This window comes from Janthinobacterium sp. SUN120 (assembly GCF_030397735.1).
In the GTDB taxonomy this organism is placed as follows: Bacteria; Pseudomonadota; Gammaproteobacteria; order Burkholderiales; family Burkholderiaceae_D; genus Janthinobacterium; species Janthinobacterium kumbetense.
This window is the reverse complement of sequence record NZ_JAPUBW010000002.1, coordinates 520,392-544,733: the sequence shown is the minus strand read 5'-3', so window position 1 is coordinate 544,733 and position 24,342 is coordinate 520,392. Positions and strand designations below refer to the sequence as shown.

18 protein-coding genes are annotated in these 24,342 nt (G+C 63.5%); 15 read left to right on the top strand and 3 right to left on the bottom strand.

Features of this window, described 5'->3' with window-relative positions; all coding sequences use genetic code 11:
• Positions 1–84 precede the first annotated feature (84 nt).
• The 7 genes from rpsF (at position 85) to O0879_RS12115 (ending at position 4,898) form a co-directional block, all read left to right on the top strand.
• A complete protein-coding gene (rpsF, locus tag O0879_RS12145; protein WP_034750499.1) occupies positions 85–474 on the top strand; it encodes a 30S ribosomal protein S6 in 390 nt (129 codons plus the stop codon).
• Positions 475–494: 20 nt separating this feature from the next.
• The gene (priB, locus tag O0879_RS12140; protein ID WP_034783455.1) at positions 495–794 is read left to right on the top strand and encodes a primosomal replication protein N; all 300 of its coding nucleotides are present in this window, start codon (positions 495–497) and stop codon (positions 792–794) included.
• A gap of 25 nt (positions 795–819) precedes the next feature.
• Entirely contained in the window at positions 820–1,110 is a 291-nt protein-coding gene (gene rpsR, locus O0879_RS12135) for a 30S ribosomal protein S18 (protein ID WP_010400024.1), read from the top strand.
• Between the two features lie 27 nt (positions 1,111–1,137).
• The gene (rplI, locus tag O0879_RS12130) at positions 1,138–1,593 is read left to right on the top strand and encodes a 50S ribosomal protein L9 (RefSeq protein ID WP_034783456.1); all 456 of its coding nucleotides are present in this window, start codon (positions 1,138–1,140) and stop codon (positions 1,591–1,593) included.
• A gap of 145 nt (positions 1,594–1,738) precedes the next feature.
• Positions 1,739–3,124 (top strand): replicative DNA helicase, encoded by a 1,386-nt coding sequence (locus O0879_RS12125; protein ID WP_034750488.1) that lies wholly within the window; start codon positions 1,739–1,741, stop codon positions 3,122–3,124.
• Positions 3,125–3,218: 94 nt separating this feature from the next.
• Entirely contained in the window at positions 3,219–3,845 is a 627-nt protein-coding gene (locus O0879_RS12120; protein ID WP_010400015.1) for a DUF47 domain-containing protein, read from the top strand.
• A gap of 42 nt (positions 3,846–3,887) precedes the next feature.
• Positions 3,888–4,898, top strand: coding sequence for an inorganic phosphate transporter (locus tag O0879_RS12115; protein WP_034783457.1), 1,011 nt, complete (start codon positions 3,888–3,890; stop codon positions 4,896–4,898).
• Between the two features lie 46 nt (positions 4,899–4,944).
• Here the strand turns inward: O0879_RS12115 and O0879_RS12110 are convergent, their stop codons facing one another.
• Positions 4,945–5,841 carry an MBL fold metallo-hydrolase gene (locus tag O0879_RS12110; protein ID WP_289916659.1) on the bottom strand — a complete coding sequence of 299 codons (897 nt, stop codon included), beginning with the start codon at positions 5,839–5,841 and terminating at the stop codon, positions 4,945–4,947.
• Between the two features lie 198 nt (positions 5,842–6,039).
• On the opposite strand from O0879_RS12110, the gene O0879_RS12105 reads away from it, so the two are divergent.
• The 8 genes from O0879_RS12105 to O0879_RS12070 all read left to right on the top strand — a co-directional run bounded on the left by O0879_RS12105 (position 6,040) and on the right by O0879_RS12070 (position 22,845).
• Entirely contained in the window at positions 6,040–7,662 is a 1,623-nt protein-coding gene (locus O0879_RS12105; RefSeq protein WP_289916658.1) for an HD family phosphohydrolase, read from the top strand.
• On the top strand, positions 7,659–9,914 hold the full coding sequence (locus O0879_RS12100; protein WP_289916657.1) for an adenylate/guanylate cyclase domain-containing protein: 2,256 nt from the start codon (positions 7,659–7,661) through the stop codon (positions 9,912–9,914). The genes O0879_RS12105 and O0879_RS12100 overlap by 4 nt, the downstream gene beginning before the upstream one ends.
• Before the next feature lie 210 nt (positions 9,915–10,124).
• A complete protein-coding gene (locus O0879_RS12095) occupies positions 10,125–11,735 on the top strand; it encodes a ShlB/FhaC/HecB family hemolysin secretion/activation protein (RefSeq protein WP_289916656.1) in 1,611 nt (536 codons plus the stop codon).
• A gap of 16 nt (positions 11,736–11,751) precedes the next feature.
• Positions 11,752–18,399, top strand: a complete 6,648-nt coding sequence (locus O0879_RS12090) for a YDG domain-containing protein (protein WP_289916654.1) — start codon at positions 11,752–11,754, stop codon at positions 18,397–18,399.
• A complete protein-coding gene (locus O0879_RS12085; protein WP_289916653.1) occupies positions 18,368–19,123 on the top strand; it encodes a FecR family protein in 756 nt (251 codons plus the stop codon). Before O0879_RS12090 ends, O0879_RS12085 begins: the two co-directional genes overlap by 32 nt.
• Before the next feature lie 105 nt (positions 19,124–19,228).
• Entirely contained in the window at positions 19,229–21,673 is a 2,445-nt protein-coding gene (locus O0879_RS12080) for a heavy metal translocating P-type ATPase (RefSeq protein WP_289916651.1), read from the top strand.
• 2 nt (positions 21,674–21,675) lie between these two features.
• Positions 21,676–22,095 (top strand): Cu(I)-responsive transcriptional regulator, encoded by a 420-nt coding sequence (gene cueR, locus O0879_RS12075; RefSeq protein ID WP_289916648.1) that lies wholly within the window; start codon positions 21,676–21,678, stop codon positions 22,093–22,095.
• A 21-nt stretch (positions 22,096–22,116) separates the two neighbouring features.
• Positions 22,117–22,845 carry a glutathione S-transferase gene (locus O0879_RS12070; protein WP_289916646.1) on the top strand — a complete coding sequence of 243 codons (729 nt, stop codon included), beginning with the start codon at positions 22,117–22,119 and terminating at the stop codon, positions 22,843–22,845.
• Positions 22,846–22,889: 44 nt separating this feature from the next.
• On the opposite strand, the gene O0879_RS12065 is transcribed toward O0879_RS12070, so the two are convergent.
• A complete protein-coding gene (locus tag O0879_RS12065; protein ID WP_077407505.1) occupies positions 22,890–23,090 on the bottom strand; it encodes a heavy-metal-associated domain-containing protein in 201 nt (66 codons plus the stop codon).
• 83 nt (positions 23,091–23,173) lie between these two features.
• Positions 23,174–24,115, bottom strand: coding sequence for a bestrophin family protein (locus O0879_RS12060; RefSeq protein WP_289916645.1), 942 nt, complete (start codon positions 24,113–24,115; stop codon positions 23,174–23,176).
• Between the last annotated feature and the right edge of the window lie 227 nt (positions 24,116–24,342).

Below are 24,342 nucleotides of genomic sequence, written 5' to 3'. Positions count from 1 at the left end.
GGCGGTTATAATCTTCGGCTGACCTTCCCACACCCGTCTTGACGCCGGGGTGGGCGATTATCAATCCGACCTGAAGGAGTTTGCATGCGTCATTATGAAATAGTCTTTATCGTCCATCCGGACCAAAGCGAGCAAGTGCCCGCGATGATCGAACGCTACAAAGCCAGCGTAACCACCCGCGGCGGTTCGGTTCACCGCGTGGAAGATTGGGGTCGCCGTCAAATGGCTTACTCGATCCAAAAGCTGCCTAAAGCACACTACATCTGCCTGAACATCGAATGCGACAACGAGACCCTGGTCGAGTTGGAAACAGCATTCAAATTCAATGATGCCGTGTTGCGTCACCTGACCGTTAAAATGAAGAAAGCTGAAACAGCTCCTTCGCCGATGATGAAATCGGTACAACGCGAAGACGCGGCCAAAAGCCACCGCACCGAAGCACCAGCAGCCGCTCCAGCCGCAGCAGCAGCTTAATTCTTGACCAGGATCGTGCGCTGAACCAGCTACAAGTAACCGCCATCATTGCCGAGCGCGAAATATTGCGCTATACCCCGGCAGGGCTGCCGATTGTGAATGCAGTATTGCAACACAGTTCGCAGCAGATGGAAGCAGGAATTGCCCGTTTGACCGAGTTTGATGTTGCCGCGCTAGCCGCTGGCGAAATCTCAGGCCGGTTCAGCCAGGCAAGCTTGGGCGGGGTGTATCAGTTCACGGGTTTCCTGGCCAGGAAGAGCCGCAACAGCAAGAGTTTGGTGTTTCACATCATTGATTTTAGTGCAGTCAATTCTGACTAGCGCATTTTAGATACAGGAGCCTGACATGGCATTCGGTAAAAAGTTCGACAAAAATAAGCTCAAGCTTAAAGAAAAACGCAAACAGCAAAACCCGTTGTTCAAACGCAAGAAGTTCTGCCGCTTCACCGCAGCTCACGTTGAGCAAGTCGACTACAAAGACGTCGACACGCTGAAAGACTTCGTCCAAGAAAACGGCAAGATCATGCCAGCACGCCTGACCGGTACCAAAGCGCATTACCAGCGCCAAGTTGACACCGCAATCAAGCGCGCTCGCTTCCTCGCGCTGCTGCCATACACCGATCTGCACCACGCTTAATCGGTCAGATATTCCTGGAGAAGAACTATGCAAATCATTCTGTTAGAAAAAGTTGTTAACGTCGGTAACCTCGGCGAAGTCGTCAAAGTCAAAGACGGTTACGCACGTAACTTCCTGATCCCGCAACGCCTGGCACGTCGTGCTACGGCAACCGCTGTGGCTGAATTCGAAGTCAAGCGCGCCGAACTGGAAAAAGCTGCTGCCGCTAAACTGGCCGCATCGCAAGCCCAGGGCGAAAAACTGAGCGGCCTGACCGTTCAAGTTGCTCAAAAAGCTGGTGTTGATGGCCGTCTGTTCGGTTCCGTCACCAACTTCGACATCGCTGAAGCGCTGACCAAGCAAGGTTTTGCTGTTGAAAAAGCACAAATCCGCATGCCTACCGGCCCGCTGAAGATCGTTGGCGAGCACAACGTTTCGGTTGCTCTGCATACCGACGTGGTTGTGGAAGTTGTTATCGCTGTCGTTCCAGACGCGAACGCGTAATCGTCTGCGGGCCTGGCCCGCAAGCGCTACCGTACTGTAAAGCACTATGAAAAGCCGGGTTCGCCCGGCTTTTTTGTGGCCTTTTTTTCGCTCAATTTCAGCCCTTTATTTTTGCCAGCACGCCGAAGCGGGTATAATTCGCGCCATGAACGCCCCCTCTGATCCGCAACTGGATTCCCTCCGTATTCCGCCGCATTCGATCGAAGCAGAACAATCCGTTATCGGTGGTCTGCTGCGCGACAATGCCGCATATGACCGCATCGCCGACTTCATGCATGCGGAGGATTTCTATCGCTATGACCATCGCATCATCTTCGAGCAAATCGTCAAGATGGTTAACGCTTCCAAGCCAGCCGATGTCATTACTGTTTTTGAAACCCTGACCCAGCTCGGCAAGGCCGATGATGTGGGCGGACTCGCTTACCTGAACGCCATGGCGCAAAACACGCCATCGGCCGCGAACATCCGGCGCTACGCCGAGATCGTGCGCGACCGCGGCGTGCTGCGTAAACTCATTACCGTCGCCGACGATATCTCCGGCACGGCTTTCAGCCCGCAGGGCAAGGAAGTCAAGCAGATGCTTGACGAGGCCGAATCGAAGATTTTCGCCATCGCCGAAGAGGGCGCGCGCGGCGCCCAGGGCTGGACCGCCATCCAGCCCTTGCTGACGCAGGTAGTCGAGCGCATCGACGAACTGTACAGCCGCGACAACCAGAGTGAAATCACGGGCGTGCCCACCGGTTTCATCGACCTCGACCGCATGACTTCCGGTCTGCAGCCGGGCGACCTGGTGATCGTGGCGGGCCGTCCGTCGATGGGCAAGACGGCGTTTTCCGTCAACATCGGCGAAAACGTGGCCATCGACAGCGGCTTGCCCGTGGCCGTGTTCTCGATGGAGATGGGCGGCGCCCAGCTGGCCATGCGTATGCTCGGCTCCGTCGGACAGCTCGACCAGCATCGCCTGCGCACGGGCCGCCTGAACGACGAAGACTGGCCGCGCCTGACGAATGCGATCCAGAAGATGAACGACGCGCAGTTGTACATCGATGAAACGCCGGCCTTGAATTCCATCGAGTTGCGCGCCCGATCGCGCCGTTTGTCGCGTCAATGCGGCAAGCTGGGCCTGATCATCGTCGATTACTTGCAGCTGATGTCGGCCAATACGCCGGGCGACAACCGCGCCACGGAGATTTCCGAGATTTCACGGGGCTTGAAAGGCCTGGCGAAAGAACTCGGTTGCCCCGTGATTGCGCTGTCCCAGCTGAACCGCTCGCTGGAGCAACGCCCGAACAAACGTCCTGTCATGTCCGACTTGCGCGAATCGGGCGCTATTGAGCAGGATGCCGACGTGATCCTGTTCATTTACCGCGACGAGGTGTATAACCCCGACTCGCCGGACAAGGGAACGGCCGAAATCATCATCGGTAAACAACGTAACGGTCCAATCGGCAGCATCCGCCTCACCTTCATGGGGCAGTACACCAAATTTGGCAATTACAGTGGTGGCCTGGCGCTTTACCAAGGCGACTAACACAGCAGCACTGATATTCCATTGGCCGCCCCTTCATCAAAAGGGGCGGCTTTCTGTAGTAAATAACACGACTCAATGCTTAACGGAGAATGACATGTTTGGACGCTTGATGCCCACTGAGGGCAAGTTTTTTGAATTGTTTAACCAGCACGCGGAATTGTGCGTCAAGGGCGCCAAAGAGATGCTCGGCCTGATGACCAATTTCGATGACCTGGAAAACCGCGTGCATGCGATCGAAAGCATCGAGAAACAGGCGGACAAAGTCACCTACGCCACCGTGGAAATGCTGCACAAGACCTTCATCACGCCGATCGACCGCGATGACATCCATCAGCTGATCACGCGCCAGGACGATATCCTCGACCTGCTGGAAGATGCGGCGCAAACCGTCTCGCTGTACGACCTGAAGGCCGTCACGCCGGAAGCCAAGCGCTTGGCCGAACTGGTACTGGCCTGTACCGAAAAAGTGCGCGACGCCGTCGCCATGCTGCACAACATGGACAACTCGCGCAAGATCGTCGCCATCTGCGAAGAGATCGACCGCCTGGAATCGGACGCCGACCACGTGATGCGCGCCGCCATGTCCAAGCTGTTCCGCGACGAGCCGGACGTGCGCAACCTGATCAAGCTGAAAGCGATCTACGAAATTCTGGAAACCGTGACCGACCGTTGCGAAGATGTGTCCAATATTATCGAAGGCATCATCGTCGAAAACGCGTAAGCGTTGGGCCTGTCCTGAACCAGAATCAGAAAAGAAACTACAATGACCATACAAATCAGCATCTACGTGCTAGGCCTGTTGATCGTCCTCGCACTGCTGTTTGACTTCATGAACGGCTTCCACGATGCCGCCAACGCGATCGCCACGGTGGTCTCGACGGGCGTATTGAAACCGCAGACCGCGGTTGCCATGGCCGCCACGTTCAACTTCGTCGCCATCTTCGTGTTCCACCAGCTGACCGTGGCCGCCACGGTGGGAAAGGGAACAATCGACCCGGCGGTGATCGACCAGTACGTGATCTTCGGCGCGCTGATGGGCGCCATCTTCTGGAATTTGTTTACCTGGTACTACGGGATTCCTTCGTCGTCCTCGCACGCGCTGATCGGCGGCCTGGTGGGCGCCGCCGTCGCCAAGTCCGGCACGGGCGCGCTGGTCGCGGCCGGTCTGTGGAAAACGGTGGCCTTCATCGTGATCGCACCGGTGCTGGGCTTTGTATTCGGTTCCATCATGATGCTGCTCGTGTCGTGGATCTTCGTGCGTTCGACGCCGCGCAAGGTCGACAAGTGGTTCCGCCGCCTGCAGCTGGTATCGGCCGCCGCCTACAGCCTGGGCCACGGCGGCAACGATGCGCAAAAAACCATCGGCATCATCTGGATGCTGCTGATCGCCGCCGGCTACTCGAGCGCGGCCGATGCCATGCCGCCGATGTGGGTCATCATTTCGTGCTACACGGCCATCAGCTTCGGCACCCTGTTCGGTGGCTGGCGCATCGTCAAGACCATGGGTCAGAAGATCACCAAGTTGAAACCGGTCGGCGGCTTCTGCGCCGAAACGGGCGGCGCGATCACCCTGTTCGTCTCGACGGCGCTGGGCATTCCCGTGTCGACCACGCACACCATCACGGGCGCCATCGTCGGCGTCGGCTCGTCGCAAAAAATGTCGGCCGTACGCTGGGGCGTGGCGGGCAATATCGTCTGGGCCTGGATCTTCACGATTCCCGCGTCGGCCTTCGTCGCAGCAGTCGCGTGGTGGATTGGCCACCACATCATGTAATGGATAGCCAACGCCAGTAAAAAGGGAGCCTCGCGGCTCCCTTTTTTTATGCGCCGGCCAGTTCCACCGTCAGCCCCTCGTAGGCAAGGAACACTTGCAGGCCATTGAGGCGGCTGCTGTAGCGCCCCATCACGTCGGCAAACACGGCTTCCAGCTGCTCGTCGCTGCGGGTCGGTTCGTGGTGGGTGCAGTACAGGCGCCGCGCGCCGCAGCGCAGGGCGAGGTCGAAGGCGGCGTCGAAGGTGCCGTGGCCCCAGCCCTGCTTTCCCGGGTATTCCTCGCGCGTGTACGAGCAATCCATGATCAGCGCATCGACGCCGGCGACTAGCGCATCGATGCCGGCCTGGCGCTGCGCATTGCGCGCCGCGCAGGCCGCGTGCTCGGCATGGCCGGGCGGATGCAGGTTGTAGAACGGTTCATGGTCGCCGCTGAAAAACAGCGCGGCGCCGCCGCAGTCGATGCGGTAGCCGAGATTGACGACTGGGTGGTTCATTTCCGCGCCGCGCACGCGCGCGCCATCCACCTCGACGGCTTCGCCGGGCGCCAGGGTGCGGTACTCGATGCTGGCCGCCATGGCCGCTTCGCTGACAGGAAAATAGCTGCCTTGCAGCTGCACCGCCATCACGTGCTCGATGCCGCGCCCGCTGATGGCGTCAAAGGCGCCATGCAGGCGCATGCGGTTGCCGGCCACGAACAGGGGCGAAAACATGGGCAGGCCGTGGATGTGGTCCCAGTGGCTGTGCGTGATGAAGACGTGCGCGTCGACGGGCTCGCCCGGCGGCAGTTGCTGCGCCAGCGAGAAGATGCCGCTGCCCGCATCGAGGATGATCAGGCTATCGTTGTCGGTGCGTACTTCGATGCACGTGGTGTTGCCGCCATAGCGCGCCGTGCGCGGGCCGGGAGAGGGGATGGAGCCGCGCACGCCCCTGAACGTGAATTTCATTCAGTACCTTGTTACGGTGTAATTATTGTTGATTCTATTCTAATTAATGAGATTAGCGGCAACATTTATGCGTGTTGCAATACGGCAAGTTATTTCAATTTGTTGCAACTAAGTAATGTACAGTGCGCAGGGTGGCCGTTACACTGGCGCTTGCCGACTTCCCCTTTTTTGCTTGCCCATTACCTGATTGCCACCAACATGCCTCAGTTGCACCCTGAGAAAATCGCCCACAGACTGGAGCAATTGACCGAACTCAGTGTCGCGCTTGGCCATGGCCTGGGCGGCGAAGGGCACGATATCGGCGCGCTGTTGCAGCGCATCGTGCTGCTGGCAAAAAGCATGAGCGGCGCCGATGGCGCCACCCTGTACCGGCCCATGGCCGGGGGCCGCCAGCTGGCGTTCGACATCAGCGTCAACGACAGCCTGGGCATCGCGCAGGGCGCCGACATGGGCTTGCCTGGCGTGCCCCTGTTTGACGATGTCGGCCAGCCGAACCTGGCGTCGGTGGCCGCGTATGCGGCGAACCTGCGCCGCAGCGTGAATATCGCCGACGTGTATCGCGACGAGGGCTTCAATTTTTCCGGCATGCGCGAGTTCGACCGCCACCACGGTTACCACACGCAATCGATCCTGACGGTGCCCATGAGCGACCACGAGGGCGACCTGATCGGCGTACTGCAACTGGTCAATGCCAAGGATGGCGAGACGGGCCAGGTGCGCGCCTTTTCCTCCACCGACCAGCGCTTCATCGAGGCGCTGGCCGCCCAGGCAGGCGTGGCGCTGACGAATCAATTGCTCATTTCGCAGCTGGAAGAGCTGCTCGAATCGCTCGTTACCCTGATCAATATCGGCATCGATGAAAAGTCGCCGTACACGGGTCGCCACTGCCAGTTCGTGCCCGAGCTGACGATGCTGCTGGCGGACGCCGCGCACGCCACGCAAACGGGGCCGCTGGCCGATTTCCGGCTCAGCGACAACGAGCGCAAGCAGCTGTGGCTGGCCGGGCTGCTGCATGACTGCGGCAAGATCACCACGCCCGTGCACGTGGTCGACAAGGCCACCAAGCTGGAAACCATTTTTGATCGCATCGCCCTGATCGACACGCGCTACGAAGTGCTGCTGCGCGACGCCGAGATCGCGGCCTTGCGCCAGCAGGCGGCGCAGCCGCAGCAAAAGGACGCCATCGCCCGCGCGCTGGCGCAGGAGCAGGCGGCGTTGCGCGCAGAGCGCGACTTCATTCGCACGGTCAACGTCGGCGGCGAGAGCATGGCGCCGGCCGACCAGGAGCGCGTGCGGCAGATCGCCAGGCGCCGCTGGCGCGCGGCCGATGGCGAACTGCGCGATTTCCTCGACGCCGATGAGACGGAAAACCTGACCATCCGCGCCGGCACCCTGACGGCGGCCGAGCGGGCCATCGTCAACAACCATATCAGCGTGTCGATCCGCATGCTCGAAGCGCTGCCGTGGCCCAAGCACCTGCAGAAGGTGCCGGAATACGCGGCCGGCCACCACGAGCGCATGGATGGCAAGGGCTATCCGCGCGGGCTGACGAAAGAGCAGATGTCGGTGCCGGCGCGGCTGATGGCGATTGCCGATATTTTCGAGGCGCTGACGGCGCGCGACCGGCCCTACAAAAAGGGCAAGCCGCTGTCCGAATCCCTGCGCATCCTTGGCAATTTCAGCCTGAACGGGCATATCGACCCGGAGCTGTTCGACGTTTTCATCCGCAGCAAGGTCTATCTGACCTTCGCTGAAAAGCACATGCATCCGAGCCAGATCGATGCCGTTGACGAGGCGGCCATTCCGGGCTATACCCCTTGAAGCTGTCGCTGGCCTTGCGCAAGCATGGGGCGCGGTCGCTGCTGGGCATACTGCTGACCTTGGCGGCGGCCGTCCTGTGCCTGGCCGGCAACGATACTGTCGCGCGGCTCGACGCCATGCTGGGCGACTGGCGCATGCGTGCCGAGACGCCGCAGCTGGACCGCCGCATCGTCATCGTCGACATCGACGAGCAAAGTCTGGCCCGGGTGGGCCGCTTCCCGTGGAGCCGCGATATCCAGGCGCGCCTGGTGCGCCAGCTCACCGGCCATTACGGCGTGGCCGCGCTGGGCTTCGATATCTCGTTTCCCGAAGCGGACACCAGTTCCGGCTACGCCGTGCTGCAGGGCCTGGCGCGGGGCGAACTGGCGGGCGTGGCCGGCTTGCCGGCGCAGCTGGAAAAACTGCGCCCGGCGATGGATTACGATGGCCTGTTTGCCGAGGCCATGCGCGGCCAGCCCGTGGTGCTCGGCTACAGCGTGTCGGAGCAGCAACGAAAGGGCGTGCTGCCCAAGCCGGCTTTTACCGTCGCCGATTTGAACGGGCGCAGCGTCACGGCCTACGTGGCGCGCGGCTACGAAGCCAATATCGCGCCCCTGCAGGCGGCCGCGCAGGGTGCGGGCATCTTCACGGCGCTGACCGATGCCGATGGCGTGGTGCGTTCCTCGACCCTGTTGCAGCGCATCGGCGACGGCTATTATCCGTCGCTATCGCTGGCCACGGTGGCCGCCTACCTGCAGGCGCGCGCCATCGCCCCCCGTTTCACTGGCACGGCCGATACCCTGTCGGCGCGCGAACTGGCCAGCGGCGGACTCGAACACATCATGCTGTTTACGCCGCGCGGCGCGCTGGCGATCCCCGTGGGCGAAGCCTTGACCACCACGGTGCAGTACCGCGGCGCGGGCGGCCCCGATGGCGGCGCCTTCCGTTACGTCTCGGCGTCCGACGTGCTGGCCGGCGCGGTGCCGCCCGCGCTGCTCAAGGGCGCCCTCGTGCTGGTGGGGACCACGGCGCCCGGCTTGAACGATATCCGCGCCACGCCCGTGAATGCCGAGTATCCGGGGGTGGAAGTGCATGCCAACCTGATCAAGTCCATGCTCGACGGGCGCTTCAAGGCGCGGCCCGACTATGCGCTGGCGCTCGAACTGGTGCAGATCGTGCTGTTTGGCTTGCTGCTGGCGGGCGCCCTGGCCATGCTACCGCCGGCCGGCGTGATGCTGGCGACCGTGGGCGCGCTGGCGGCCGTCATCGCCATCAATCTGTACCTGTACGCCGTGCACGACCTGGTGCTGGGCGGCGCCGTGCTGTTGTTGCTGATCGTGGCGCTGTTCATCGCCAACCTGGCGTGGGGCTATTTTTTCGAGGTGCGCAAGGGACGCGCGCTGGTGGCCCGTTTCGGCGAATATGTGGCGCCCGAGCTGGTGGCCGAGATGGCCGACGATCCGCAGCGCTACACCATGGAGGGGGAGAACCGCGAACTGACGGTGCTGTTTGCCGACGTGCGCGGTTTCACGGCCATTTCCGAGCAGCTGGCGCCGGCCGCGCTGCGCGAATACATCAACGAATACCTGACGGCCATGTCGGAAGATATCCGCGACAGCCATGGCGGCACCCTCGACAAATACATCGGCGACGCCGTGATGGCGTTCTGGGGTGCGCCCGTCGCCTTTGCCGATCACGCCAGCCGGGCCGTGGCCAGCGCCCTGCTGATGCAGGGCAGCGCGGCGCGGCTGAACCAGCAGTTTTGCGCGCGCGGCTGGCCGGCGCTGCGCATCGGCATCGGCCTCAATACGGGACCCATGCATGTGGGCGACATGGGTTCGCGTATCCGTCGCGCCTATACCGTCATGGGCGACAGCGTCAACCTGGCCGCGCGCCTGGAAGGCGCCAGCAAGCTGTATGGCGTGGGCATCGTGGTGGGCGAGGCCACGCGCGCGGCCGCCGTCGAATTCCTGTACCGCGAGCTGGATCGGGTCAGAGTGCAGGGCAAGCAGGAAGCCGTGGCCATCTTCGAGCCGCGCGGCTTGCTGGCTGATGCTACGGCCGCGGAACTGGCGCAGGTGGAACGCTGGCACGCGGTGCTGGCCTTGTTGCGCGCGCGCGACTGGGCGGCGGCCGGCGCGCAGCTGGCCCGCTTGCAGGCGGACTTTCCCGATGACGGCTTGTACCGGCTGTACGCGGCGCGCCTGGAGCGCTATCGCAGCCTGCCGCCGCCAGCCGACTGGGATGGCGTGACAGAATTGCACAGTAAATAAGGCGGCCAGCGCGCCGGAAAATGCCCGTTATTGCGGCATTTTTATCACTGTGCGCGCACTGTTTGTTGCGTTGCGATAAAAAACGGGGAGAAATGTTAGAAATTTCTGACTGGAAACAAAAAGCCGTCTAAAATTTGTCTTCAATCCATTGCCGGACACGCTGGCGCCTGCGGGCCGCGCGCTTGTCCGGTTACACAAGAAATCCTTCACATGACATATCGTTTGGTGCACCTGCTTGCGGGTTCCGCGCTGCTGTTCGCCGTCGGCGCCGCCGGCGCTGCCGTTTCCATGGATGACGCTGCTCCTGCCCTGCAGGAAGATGGCGTGCCGCGCTTCGAGATCCGCCGCTTCGACGTCCAGGGCAATACCCTGCTCACGTCGGCGCAGGTGCAAGCCCTGCTGGCGCCCTTTACGGGAGTGCAGCGCGATTTTTCCGACATCGCGCGCGCCGTCGAGGCGCTGGAGGCGGCTTACCGCGAGCGCGGTTACAGCGCCGTCCAGGTGCAACTGCCGGAACAGGAACTGGAACGGGGCGTGGTGCGCCTGAGCGTGCTGCAAACACCGCTGGGCAAGCTCGCCATCAGCGGCAATACCCATGTCGACGAGGCCAACGTGCGGCGCGCCTTGCCGGCGCTGCGCGAAGGCGAGACGCCGAACTTGCCGGCCCTGTCGCAAAGCCTGAAGCTGGCCAACGAAAATCCGGCGCGCAAGATCGAAGTGCGCCTGCAGGCCGACGAGCCGGCGGGCGCCATCGACGCCATCGTCACGGTGGCCGATGAGCAGCCCTGGAAAGCCATGCTCAACGTGGACAATACGGGCAATGCGCAAACGGGCAAGACGCACGTGGGCGTGGTGCTGCAGCATGCCAACCTGTTCGGCCGCGACCATGTGGCCAGCCTGCAATATACGAGCAGCCTGGAAAAGCCGGACAAGGTGGGCGTGTATGGCGCCGGCTACCACTTGCCGCTGTATGCGCTGGGCGACTCGATGGATTTTTTCGCCAGCTATTCGAACGTCGATTCGGGCAGCGTTTCGGCCGGCATCTTCGACCTGGCCGTCAGCGGCCAGGGCAGCATGGCCGGCATCCGCTACAACCAGAACTTTGCCCGCAGCGGCGATTTCGAACCCAAGCTCGTGTACGGCATCGATTACAAGGCGTATCGCAACAGCGTGCAACTGTTCGGCATGGAGCTGGGCGCCGACGTCACCGTGCACCCGCTCAGCGTCAGCTACATCGGCAACTGGACCTTGCCCACGGGCGAGACCAGCGTGGCCGTCACGTTCGCGCATAACATTCCTGGCGGCAAGCATGGCGTGCAAGCCGATTTCGACCGCGTGCGCGCGCATGCGAAGGCCGCCTACAACACGGTGCGCCTGAGCGCCAGCTCGGGACGCGTGCTGGCCGGCGACTGGCAATGGCGCGCGCTCGTCAATGCGCAAGTCACGCCGGACGCGCTGGTGCCGGGCGAGCAGTTCGGCGCCGGCGGCGCCGCGTCCGTGCGCGGCTTTGCCGAGCGCGAGGTATCGAATGACTCGGGCGCCAGCCTGAACCTGGAGCTGTACACGCCGAACTGGTGCGGCCAGGCCCTCGGTTATCAATGCCGCGCGCTGGCCTTCTATGACACGGCCTGGCTGCGCCGTAACCATGCGCTGCCCGGCGAAAGCGCTTCGCAAGGCATAGCCAGCGGCGGACTCGGCCTGCGTTTGCTGCTGAGCCGTTATGCCAATCTGCAACTCGATTACGCCCATGTCGTCAATGGCGGCGACACGGGACAGCGCGATGCCAACCGCCTGCATTTCCGCCTCGCCTTGGCCTACTAGTATCAGGATGAACACCATGCAAAACCATGCCCAGCACGCCTCCGTTTTCATCCTGACGCCATTATTTTCTTCACCTCGTGCGCTACCCCTGCGCCGCACGGCGCTGGCGCTGCTGCTGGCCGGCTGCTTCGGCGCGGCGCAGGCCAACCCCGCCTTGCCGCAGGTGGTCCATGGACAGGCGACGTTCAACCAGCAGGGCAATGTGTTCTCGATCACGAACACGCCCAACACCATCATCAACTGGCAGAGCTTTTCCATCCATGCGGGCGAAATCACGCGCTTCATCCAGCAAAACGGCAATAGCGCCGTACTCAACCGCATCACGGGACAAGACCCCAGCAAGATCCTGGGCGCGCTCGAATCGAACGGCAAGGTGTTCCTGATCAATCCGAACGGCATCGTCTTCGGCCAGGGCGCGAAAGTGGACGTGAATGGACTGGTGGCGTCCAGCCTGGGCATGACGAACGAGGATTTCCTGGCCGGCAAGCGCCAGTTCACGGCGGGCGGCGTGGCCGGTGCCGTCGGCAATGCGGGCACCATCAACGCGGGCAAGGGCGGACAAGTGCTGCTGATCGCACCGAACGTGGAAAACACGGGCCTCATCACGGCGCCGAACGGCGAAGTGATCCTGGCGGCCGGGCGCAGCGTGCAGCTGGCCGACCCCGGCAATCCGCAATTGCGCGTGCTGGTGTCGGCGCCCGCCGACCAGGCGCTGAACCTGGGCCAGATCATCGCCCAGGGCGGCAGCATCGGCATGGCCGGCGCACTGGTCAGCCAGCGCGGCGTGCTCAACGCGAACAGCGCCGTCGTCGGCGACAATGGCAGGATCATCCTCAAGGCCAGCGGCAAGGCGCTGCTCGAAGGGGGCAGCGTGACCAGCGCCACGGGCGCGGCAGGCAAGGGCGGCGACATCCAGGTGCTGGGCGAGCAGGTGGGCTTGCTGGGCAATGCGGCGATCGACGCCAGCGGCGCCACGGGCGGCGGCACGGTCTTGCTGGGCGGCGACTATCAGGGCAAGAACGCGGCCGTGCAGAATGCGCGGCAAGTGCTCGTCGGCAAGGATGCCAGCGTCAAGGTCGATGCCATCGACAGCGGCAACGGCGGCAAGGTCATCGCCTGGGGCAATGAATCGGCGCAGGTGCACGGCAGCATTTCCGCGCGCGGCGGCGCGCAAGGAGGCGACGGCGGTTTCGTGGAAACCTCGGGCCATTCCCTGGCCGTGGGCGGCATCCGCGTCGATACGAGCGCACGCCGCGGCAAGCGCGGCAGCTGGCTACTCGACCCCTACGATATCGATGTGGTGCAAGGCGGCGGCGGCAGCCTCGGTGACGTGGACGAGTTTGCCGAAGGTCAGCCCTCCAGCAGCACCAGCATCGGCGCCGACGTGATTTCCAACGCCAACAGCAACGTGACCTTGCAGGCCCAGCACCGCATTAATTTCAGCAGCGCCGTCAATATGCTCAATCCCGGCATCGGCCTGAGCGCCACGGCGGGCGAGACGATCAATGTGTATGCGGCCATCAGCACCAACGGCGGCAATGTGACCTTGTCGGCCAACGACGCCAGCAGCGGCGGCGCGTATGGTCCCGGCGCGAATATCCACCTTAACGCGCCGATCACGACGAACGGCGGCAGCGTGTCGCTGTCCGGCGCCAGCGTGGCGGGCAGTGGCGTGGTCAGCGTCGGCAGCGGCAACCTGTCCCTGCGCGCCAATTTCTCGGGCGGCGAAATCAACCTGACGGGCGGCGGCGCAAGGCTGACGGGCAGCGGCGCCGCCGGCCAGACGGTGACCTTGCAGGCCGACAGCATCAGCCTCGGCGGCACCCTGAATTTCGGCGGCAGCGGCGGGCGCGCCAGCGTGGCGATCAAGCCCCTGAGCAGCTCGCGCCTCATCGACCTGGGCAGCAAGTCCGGCGGCGCCCTGGGCCTGGACGCGGCCGAACTGGGCGGCATCTCGGCATCCTCGCTGACCATCGGCGACGGCAGCAACACGGGCGGCATGCGCATCTCGAATGCGATCAATCTTGCGGGCGACCTGCGCCTCAATTCAGCTTCCCCCATCACGGCCACGGGCGCCGTCACGGTAGGCGGCCTGTTTGCCCTCGACGGCGGCGCGTGGATGCAAAATGCGCCTAGCCTGGCCGCTTTCTCGGCCAGCCGCTTCGCCATTGCGCCGGGCGCCAGCTTCCTGCGCGTGAGCGGCGGCGACGGCAGCACGGCCGCGCCTTACCAGATCGTCGATATCTACGGCTTGCAAGGCATCGGCAGCCTGGGGCTGGGCAACAACTATCGGCTGATGGGCAATATCGACGCCAGCGGCACGACCAGCTGGAACCAGGGCGCCGGTTTTGCGCCCATCGCCGGCGGCGATGGCGCAGGGTATGCGGGCATGTTCGACGGAGGCGGTTTTGTCATCAACGGTCTGTACATCAATGCCCTGAACCCGACCGTCAGCTCAGGCGTAGGCCTGTTCGGCAAGGTGCAGGGGGGGACGGTACGCAACCTGGCCCTGCAAAATGGCAGCGTGGCGGGGGTGAACAATGTCGGCGCGCTGGTCGGCCTGAATATCGGCGGGACGCTGGACACGGTGCGCAGCAGCGCCGTGGTCAGCGGCGCCAGTGCCGTCGGCGGTCTGGTCGGCAGCAACGGCGGCACGCTGCGCAATGCCAGCGCCAGCGGCAACGTCGCGGGCATCAATGCGGCCAATGGCGGCAGCATTGGCGGGCTGGTGGGGGCAAACCTGGCCGGCGCCAGTATCGATGCCGCCTACGCCACGGGCGACGTGACGGGAGCGCGCGACAAGGTCGGCGGCCTGGTGGGGAACAATGACGGCGCCATTTCGCAATCCTACGCCACGGGCGCCGCCCGCGGCGCGGCCAATATCGGTGGCCTGGCGGGACGCAATGGCGGCAGCATCAGCGACGCCTACGCCACCGGTGCCGTCGGCGTGTCGGCCGATGGCGACGTGGCGGTGCCCCGCGCAAACCTGGGCGGGCTGATCGGCTGGAGCGTGGCGGGCAGCAGCGCCAGCCACGTCTACAGCAGCGGTGCCGTGGCCGGCAGCGGCTTTGCGGGCGGTACGGTGGGCGGCCTGGTGGGCCGCGCCGATGTGGGCGCGGGCATCGCGTTCGGTTTCTGGAACTATGAGACGGCTGGCATCCTGATGGACCAGGGCGGCGCCAGCGGCCGTACCACGGCGCAGATGCAGCAGCAGGGCAGCTTCAACGATTTCAATTTCAGCAGCGTCTGGCGCATCTACGATGGCTATACGACGCCGATGCTGAAGGCGCTCCTGAAACCGCTGCAAGTGCATGTCACGGACAATGCCAGCGGCAAGGTCTACGACGGCCAGCTGGCCGCCTTCCTGGGCACGATAGGTTACGTGGGACTGCTCGACGGCGACGCAGGCGTGAATGGCAGCCTCGGCTACGGGAGCAATGCACGCAATGTGGGTACCTACGGCCTGACGGGGCTGTGGTCGACCAAGTACGACATCACCCTGGGCGGCACGACCACCTATGCCATCACGCCGCGCATCCTGACGGTCGGCATCGGCGGCAATGGCAAGGTATATGACGGCAACCTGGGCTATGACGGCGCCACCTTCGTGCTGGGCAATGTGGTAACGGGCGACAATATCCGCATCAGCGGCAGCGCCGCCTTCCTCGACAAGAATGCGGGCGGCAGCAAGGCCGTGCACGCCAGTGGCCTGACCCTGGACGGCAATGAGCTGGGCAACTACAGCCTGGCCGCGACGACGGCGGACGGCACGGCAGCCATCACGGCGCGCGTGCTCAACTATGGCGTCACGGGCGCGCACAGCCGCGTCTACGACGGCACGCTGCAAGCGGCCCTGGATGGCTATTTTGAAGGCATGGTGGCGGGCGACCAGGTCGGCATGGCCGGTTTGCTGGGCAGCTTCCGCGACAAGAACGTGGGCAGCGGCAAGAGCGTCGACTACCAGGTGGCGACGGGTCACCTGACGGGCGCCGATGCGGGCAACTATGTGCTCAACGATTACACGGGCAGCACGACGGCCGATATCACGGCGCGCGTCCTGAACGTGAGCTTTAACGGCATCAACAAGACGTATGACGGCACGACGGCCGCGCAAGTCGGCTTCGGCGACGACCGCATCCAGGGCGACGCCTTGAGCGTGAGCGGTAATGGCTCGTTTGGCAACAAGAACGCGGGTGCGGGAAAAACCGTCACTGTCACGAATGTGGGCCTCGATGGCGTGGATGCGGGCAACTATGTGCTGAGCGCCCATTCCGGCAGCACCACGGCCGATATCGGCGCGCGTACCTTGCACGTGAGCTTTAACGGCGTCAACAAGACCTATGACGGCACGACGGCCGCGCAAGTCGGCTTTGGCGACGACCGGATCAGCGGAGACAGCCTGACGGTGGCGGGCAGCGCCGCCTTTGGCAACAAGAACGCGGGTGCGGGAAAAACCGTCACCGTGACGAACGTGGGGCTCGATGGTGCGGATGCGGGCAACTATGTGCTGAGCGCGAATGCAGGCAGCACCACGGCCGACATCGGCGCGCGTACCTTGCACGTGAGCTTTAACGGCGTCAACAAGACCTATGACGGCACGACGGCCGCGCAAGTCGGCTTTGGCGACGACCGCGCCCAGGGCGACGCCTTGAGCGTGAGCGGAAATGGCTCATTTGACAACAAGAACGCTGGTGCGAGAAAAACCGTCACTGTCACGAATGTGGGACTCGATGGCGTGGATGCAGGAAACTATGTGCTGAGCGCCAATGCAGGAAGCACCACGGCCGACATCGGTGCGCGCGCGCTGAACCTGTCCGGCGTGGCAGGTAACAAGGTCTACGATGGCACGACGGGCGCCAGCCTGGTTCTGGGCGATGACCGTCTCGCCGGCGACAGCTTGGTGGCCTCGGCAGCGGCCAACTTTGCGGACAAGAACGTGGGCGTGGCCAAGGCGGTGGAGCTCAGTGGCGCGGCGCTGACGGGCGCCGATGCGGGCAATTACTTTATCGTCTTGCCGACAGGCTTGCTGGCCAGCATTACACCCGCCAGCCTGACCCTGGCCAGCCTGAGCGCAGCCGGCAAGGTGTATGACGGCACCACGAATGCGGCCGTCAGCGCGTCGGCGAACGGCGTGCTGGGCCAGGATATGGTCAGCGTGGTGGGCGGCAGCGGCAGCTTTGCCGACAAGAATGTGGGCGCGGGCAAGCTGGTGACAGCCAGCGGCTTCCGCCTGGCGGGCGCCGATGCGGGCAATTACACACTGGAAACGACGGGCGGCACGGCGCAGGCAACGATTGCGCAAAAACAATTGTCAACCTGGGTCGGCAGCGGCAGCGGCTTGTGGAGCGACGCCGCCAACTGGGATGGTGGCGTGGTGCCGGAAGGCGCGAACGTGCTGGCCGTCGACTTCAGCAACAGCAAGGGCATCGTCACCTACAGCGCGGCGGCCGGCAGCACCATCCTGAAAAACCTGCATTCGGCGTCGGGCTTGCTGTTGACGGGCGGCAGCCTGACGCTCGGTGAAAGCGCGCTGGACCTCTCCGTGCTGGGCGGCCTGGCCGGCCTGGAAATCAACGGCGGCAGCTTGCTGCTGAACGGCAGCCTGTCGGCGGACCGTTATGCGCAAGGCGGCGGTGTGCTGAGCGGCAACGGTAACTTGCTCGTCGCCAACAGTTTTAATCAGACGGCCGGCGCCATCCGGCTGGCGGGCCAGTTGGCCATCACGCAAGCGGCGGGAGATGTGCGCTTCGCCAGCCTGGCGGCCAATGAGGTGAAACTGAGCGCCTTGAACGGCGCCATCGGCCAGGATGGTGCCTTGCTCGCCGGCAGCCTGGCTGCGCAGGCGCGCGATGGCATCGTGCTGGGCCATGCGGGCAACCAGGTGGGCAGTTTTACCGCCAGCAATAGCGCAGGGGGCGGCATTGCGCTGAACAATACCTCGGCGCCGGGCACCCTGGTCCTGGGAACCTTGGCCACGGGCGCGGGCAATATCGCCATCGACAACACGGGCGGTGTCATGGCCGGCAACATCAATGCGAATGGCGGCAACGTCAGCGTGACGGCGCACAGCCCCGTCACCGTCAACGGCAAGATCGAGGGCAAGGACATTGCGCTCAATGCCAGCACGGATGTGCTGCTGGGCAATGGCGCGCAGCTGGCAGCGGCGCGCGACATCAGCCTGGCGGCCGGCGGCGACATTCGTATCGAAGGCAATGCGCAGGTCCTCGGCGGCGGCAATTTCAGCGCCAGCGCGGGGGGCAATGTGCGCTTTGCGGACACGGCAAGCTTCGCCTTGCCGGCTGCGGCAAACATGAGCGTGCTGGCGAAAGCGGGCAGCATCACGGGCGACTCGGGCGTGCGCATCAACCGCCAGCGCGCCAACGTCAGTTTGCTGGCGCCGAATGGCACGGTGAATATGGCGGACGCCATCTTCCTGCCTGCCACGACCGTCGACAGGCCCGCCATCGATGCCAGCGCCAGCGCAGCCATCGATGAAGCCTTGCGTATCATCAAGCAGGCCGACCGTGCCAACGCCCCGCTCGCTTCTGCGTCGCCAGCCAAGGATGATGACAAGAAGAAAGACAGCAAGGATGTTGCCGATGCCACAGATAAACCCACAGGATACAAATACGATGATGCCGCAAAAAAAATGTACTGCAATTAAGGCCTTGCTGTGGCTGGCCCTGATGTGCGTGGGCGCGCACGCCTGGGCGGGACAGGTGGCGGGCACGGTGATGCAGTTGAGTGGTCCCTTGATGGCCAAGAAGGCGGATGGCAAGGTGAAAATCCTGGCCATCAAGTCCGAAGTCGAGCAGGGAGACACCTTGCTGACGGAAAAGGAAACCTATGCCTTGATCAAGCTGATCGACAATAGCGAAATCACCCTGAAGCCGAATACCAGTTTCGTCATCGAGCAATTCAGCTACACGGCCGAGCAGCCTGACGGCGACCATGCCATCTTCAGTTTGCTCAAGGGCGGCTTGCGTTCCGTCACGGGATTGCTGGGCAAGCGCAACAAGGAGCGTTTCGAGATGAAGACGCCGGCCGCCACCATCGGCATCCGCGGCACGACGTTTGTTGCTACCTATGTGCCGGCCTCGGCGCAGGCGGTGCCGACGGTACCTACACCAGGCGGGGGGGCGAGGGCGCCGGGCCTGTATGTCCAGGTGCTCGATGGCTTGATTCACGTGACCAATCCTGCCGGGACGCAGAATTTTGCCGCCGGCCAGTTTGGTTTTACGCCCAGCTTCAAGCAGCCGCCCGTGATGCTGCCTGTCAATCCCGGCATCCCGTTCACGCCGCCGCCGGTCTTTTCATCGTCGTCATCGGGCCCGGGCAGCGCGGCAGGCGGCAGCAAGCCGGCCGCCATCGATTGCGTCGTGCGTTAAGCGTCGTCAAACAAGCCCGGCACACCGTGCAAATAGGGCTTGACCTTCCCATCATGGGATAGCAGATCCTGTCCGTATTCGTTACTCTTTCGCACAGGATCTGCCATGAACCAGGCCGCACTCGCTCCCGCCAATTCCAGTTCTCCTCCTCCCTCCGCCGCCCATGCGCAGGCGCTGGCCATCGAAGGCATGAGCTGCGCCTCGTGCGTGGGCCGCGTGGAAAAGGCCTTGACCGCCGTGCCCGGCGTGACCCAGGCCAGCGTCAACCTGGCCACCGAAGTGGCCAAGGTCACGTCCAGCACGCCGATTCCCCTGGCCACCTTGCAGGCGGCCGTGGAAAAGGCTGGCTACAGCGTGGCGCAGCGCGAAATCGACCTGAACGTCGCCGGCATGACGTGCGCCTCTTGCGTGGGGCGGGTGGAAAAAGCCTTGCTGAAGGTGCCGGGCGTGCTGGCCGCCAGCGTCAACCTGGCCACGGAAAGCGCGCGCATCAAGGTGACGGGCGAGGCCGATGCGGCCACCCTGATCGCCGCCATCGACAAGGCCGGCTATGAAGCCACCGTGCCCGCCGCCAGCCGGGCCAGCGCGCCCCTTGCCGCGCCCAACCGCGACGGCTTGAAAGTGGCGTTCGCGGCCGTGCTGGCTTTCCCCTTGATGCTGCCCATGCTGCTGGAGTGGGCCGGCATCCATCTGATGCTGCCCGGCTGGCTGCAATGCGCGCTGGCCACGCCCGTGCAGTTTTACTTTGGCGCGCGTTTCTACAAGGCGGGCTGGAAGGCGGCCCGCGCCGGCAGCGGCAACATGGACTTGCTGGTGGCGCTGGGCACGAGCGCCGCATATGGCTTGTCCGTCTACCAGTGGCTGACGGCGGGCGAGATGCTGCCGCACCTGTATTTCGAAGCGTCGGCCGTCGTCATCACCCTGGTGCTGCTGGGCAAATGGCTGGAAAGCCGCGCCAAGCGCCAGACGGCCTCTGCCATTCGCGCGCTGCAAGTGCTGCGTCCGGAATCGGCCCGCGTGCGCCGCGACGGCGTGGAAATCGACTTGCCCGTGGAACAAGTCAAAGTGGGGGACCTGGTGGTCATCCGTCCCGGCGAGCGGGTGGCCGTCGATGGTGTGGTGGTGGAAGGCGCCAGCCAGATCAACGAATCGCTGATCACGGGCGAAAGTTTGCCGGTCGATAAGCATCCGGGCGACAAGGTCACGGGCGGCGCCATCAATGCGGATGGTTTATTGCTGGTGCGCACGCAAGCCGTGGGTGGCGAGACGACTTTGTCGCGCATCATCCGTCTGGTGGAAGATGCGCAGGCGGCCAAGGCGCCGATCCAGCACCTGGTGGACAAGGTCAGCGCCATCTTTGTTCCCGTGGTGCTGGTGCTGGCGCTGCTGACCATGCTGGGCTGGTGGTTCGCCACGGGCGAGCTGGAAAACGCCATCATCAATGCCGTGGCCGTGCTGGTGATCGCCTGCCCGTGCGCGCTGGGCCTGGCCACGCCGACGGCCATCATGGCCGGCACGGGCGTCGCTGCCCGTTACGGCATCCTGATCAAGGATGCGGAAGCGCTGGAAGTGGCGCACGCCGTCAATACCGTCGTGTTCGACAAGACGGGCACCCTGACGGTGGGTAAACCTGCGCTGGCGGCCCTGCATGCGCATGGCATCGACGATGCCCGGCTGCTGCAACTGGCGGCCAGCATCCAGCGCGGCAGCGAGCACAGCTTGGCTACGGCCGTGCTCGATGCGGCGGCCGCGCGCCACCTCGAACCCTTGCCAGCCACTGGCCTGTCGGCTTTGCCGGGGCGCGGCCTGGCGGCCCAGGTCGATGGCCTGGAGTTGAAACTGGGCAGCACGCGGCTGATGCAGGAGTTGCATGTAGACATGACGCCGCTGGCGGAGCAGGCCTTGTCCCTGGAAGCCACGGGCAACACGATTTCGTGGCTGGCTGCGGGATCGGAACTGCTGGGCCTGTTCGCCTTCAGCGACCAGGTCAAGCCGAACGCGCAGGCGGCCATTGCCCATCTGCACAGCCTGGGCATCCGCACGGTGATGTTGACGGGGGACAATCAAGGCAGCGCGGACACCGTCGGCAAGCTGCTGGGCATCGACACGGTGGCGGCGAAAATGCTGCCGGCCGATAAAACCGCTAAAATTGTCGCACTGAAAGGCGAGGGCGCGAAAGTGGCCATGGTGGGCGACGGCATCAACGATGCGCCCGCGCTGGCGGCCGCCGACGTGGGGATCGCCATGTCGACGGGGACCGATGTGGCCATGCATGCGGCCGGCATCACCCTGATGCGCGGCGATCCGGCCCTGGTGGCGGACGCCATCGATATCTCGCGCCGCACCTACAGCAAGATACGGCAGAATCTGTTCTGGGCCTTCATTTATAACCTGATCGGCATTCCGCTGGCCGCCTTCGGCTTGCTCAACCCCATGGTGGCGGGCGCGGCGATGGCCTTCAGTTCCGTCAGCGTGATCAGCAATGCCCTGTTGCTGCGCCGCTGGAAAGCCCGCAGTCATACAGGTAGCGTGCATACCAAGGAGCAATAAGGATGAATATCGGCCAGGCGGCAAGCGAGACGGGCGTATCGGCAAAAATGATACGCTATTACGAAAGCATTACCTTACTAAAACCCAGCGCGCGCAGCGACGCCGGTTACCGCATCTACACGCCGAACGATTTGCACGCCTTGCGTTTCATCAAACGCGCGCGGGGCCTGGGTTTTTCGCTGGAACAGATCCGCGAACTGCTGTCGCTGTGGCAAAACGACCAGCGCGCCAGCGCGGACGTGAAAGGCATCGCCCTGGCCCACGTGGCGGACTTGAATCAGCGCATCGCCGAACTGACGGAAATGCGCGATACCCTGGCCCACCTGGCGCAATCGTGCCACGGCGACGACAAGCCCGATTGCCCCATCCTGCAAAGCCTGGGACTGGCCGGTGACACGGAAGCGAAAGCCTGTTGCCATTGATGTAAATCAACGGAGGTGTGTATGGTCTATGAACTGTACTACTGGCCCACGATACAGGGACGCGGAGAATTCATCCGCCTGGCGCTGGAAGAGGCGGGCGCCGATTACCGCGATATCGCCCGCCTGCCTGAACGCGCGGGGCAGGGCATGCCAGCCATGCTGGCCTGCCTCGATGGCGACAGCACGCTTCAGGCCGCCTACGCGCCGCCCGTGCTGCGCGACGGCGACATGCTGATCGGCCAGACCACGAATATCCTGGTGTACCTGGGCCGGCGCCTGGGCCTGGCGCCCCGCGCGGAAAGCGGCCGTTTGTGGCTGAACCAGCTGCAACTGACGATGGCCGACTGGCTGACGGAAGTGCACGACACGCACCATCCGCTGTCGATGAATCAGTATTACGAAGAGCAACAGCAGGCGGCCATGCTGCGCAGTGCGGATTTCCGCGCAACACGCTTGCCCAAATTCCTCGATTATTTCACCCAGGTCCTGCTGAATAATCGCAGCCGCGGCCAGTATCTGGTGGGTGCAAGACTCACGTATGGCGACCTGTCGCTGTTCCAGATGTTGGCCGGTTTGCACTATGCGTTTCCGCAAGCCATGGCGCGCCTGGCGCCCGAATATCCTGCCTTGTCTGACCTGCATGACGCCGTGGCGGCGCGGCCGAATATTGCCCGTTACCTGAAGTCGAAGCGCAGGATCCCGTTCAATGAAGAAGGCATCTTCCGCCATTACCCTGAACTGGACGGATAAACAAAAACAGCCGGCGCATTGGCCGGCTGTCGTGTCCTTGCTGTTTATTGCGCGCTGGTAACGGGGTAGCCCGCCTCCACGATGGCCGCGCTGATGGCACCCAGTTCGGCCGGTGACTCCACCGTGACGCGCTTGCTGGCCAGGTCGATCTGCACCTGGGCTTGCGGATCGACGCCTTGCACCGCTTTCGTGACCGAGCCGACGCAATGGCCGCAGCTCATGTTTTCAACTTGTAACTGATACATGGCAAGCACTCCTTGAATGATTAAGTGCTGCCACTGTAAGCCTTCCCCCGATGGTAAGGTCAAGGGGAAAGCTGGCATGTGGATCAATTCAGCAGGAAATCGACGGCTTGCATGGGCGGCGGCACGTTTTCATCCTGCACGGATTCGCGCAAGCTGATTTCGATGGCGCGGCACATGGCCGACAGCGGCAGATCGTTGGCGTCTTCGCCGAACGGTTCCTCGATCTCGTCGCCCAGCGCATCGAGGCCAAAGAAGGTGTAGGCGACGATGGCGACGACGAATGGCGTCATGAAACCCAGCGAATCGACGAGGCCGAAAGGCAGCAGGAAGCAGTACAGATAGGCCGTGCGGTGCAGCAGCAGCGAATACGAGAAGGGAATCGGCGTGCTGCGGATGCGTTCGCAAGAAGCGCCCGCGCCCACCATGGCCGAGACCGTGTTATCGATTTGCGTGGCAAGGATGCTGTCGATGCGGCCTTGCCGGACGCAGTCGGCCAGGTCGTGGCCCATCTGCAGCATCAGGTAGTCGGACGGGTTCGTGGCCTGGCAAGCCGCTTCCCATTCGGCCGGACGCAGCAGCGGCTGCAAGTCGGCTGGTCCGCGCGTGTCGCGCAGCTGGTGGCGCAGCGCGTGGCAAAAGGCGATGGTGCGGTAAATCATGCGCACGCGCACGTCCTCCAGGCCAAGCCTGGCGTGGGCAGGGATGTCGCCGCGTATCATCGTCTGGCACTGGCGCGAGAAATTCCGGCTGCGCAAGACCAGTTCGCCCCACAGCTTGCGTGCTTCCCAGTAGCGGTCGTAGGCGGCCGTGTTGCGAAAGCCCAGGAAGATGGCCAGCGGCAAGCCGATCAGGGTAAACGGGATGGTGGTAAGGATGACCTTGTGGTCGAACAAGGTGCCGTGGCACCACGTGACGAGGGTGGCGATCAGGGTATTGACGATGAGCGTGGTGCGGATGCGCGGCAGGACGGAGCCGCGCACCACCAGGAACAGCCGCAGCGCCGAAGGACGCTCGCGCACGATCATGATGGGCTCCCTGTCGGGTGCTGGGCTGGCGGTGAAAGCCGTGCCTTGTTCTTGTTATTGAAAAACCATTGTGTGGAATGGCAAAGTGGCAAATGCCGGGAACAAAAAGCCCGCAGTGTGTGCGGGCTGAGCTGGGTGTGCATGGGACGCAGTGTAGGGGAGACGGCATGAGTATAGGCCGTCGTCCCGCTTCCCGCCAATTCACAGTGATAATGGATATTATTCAT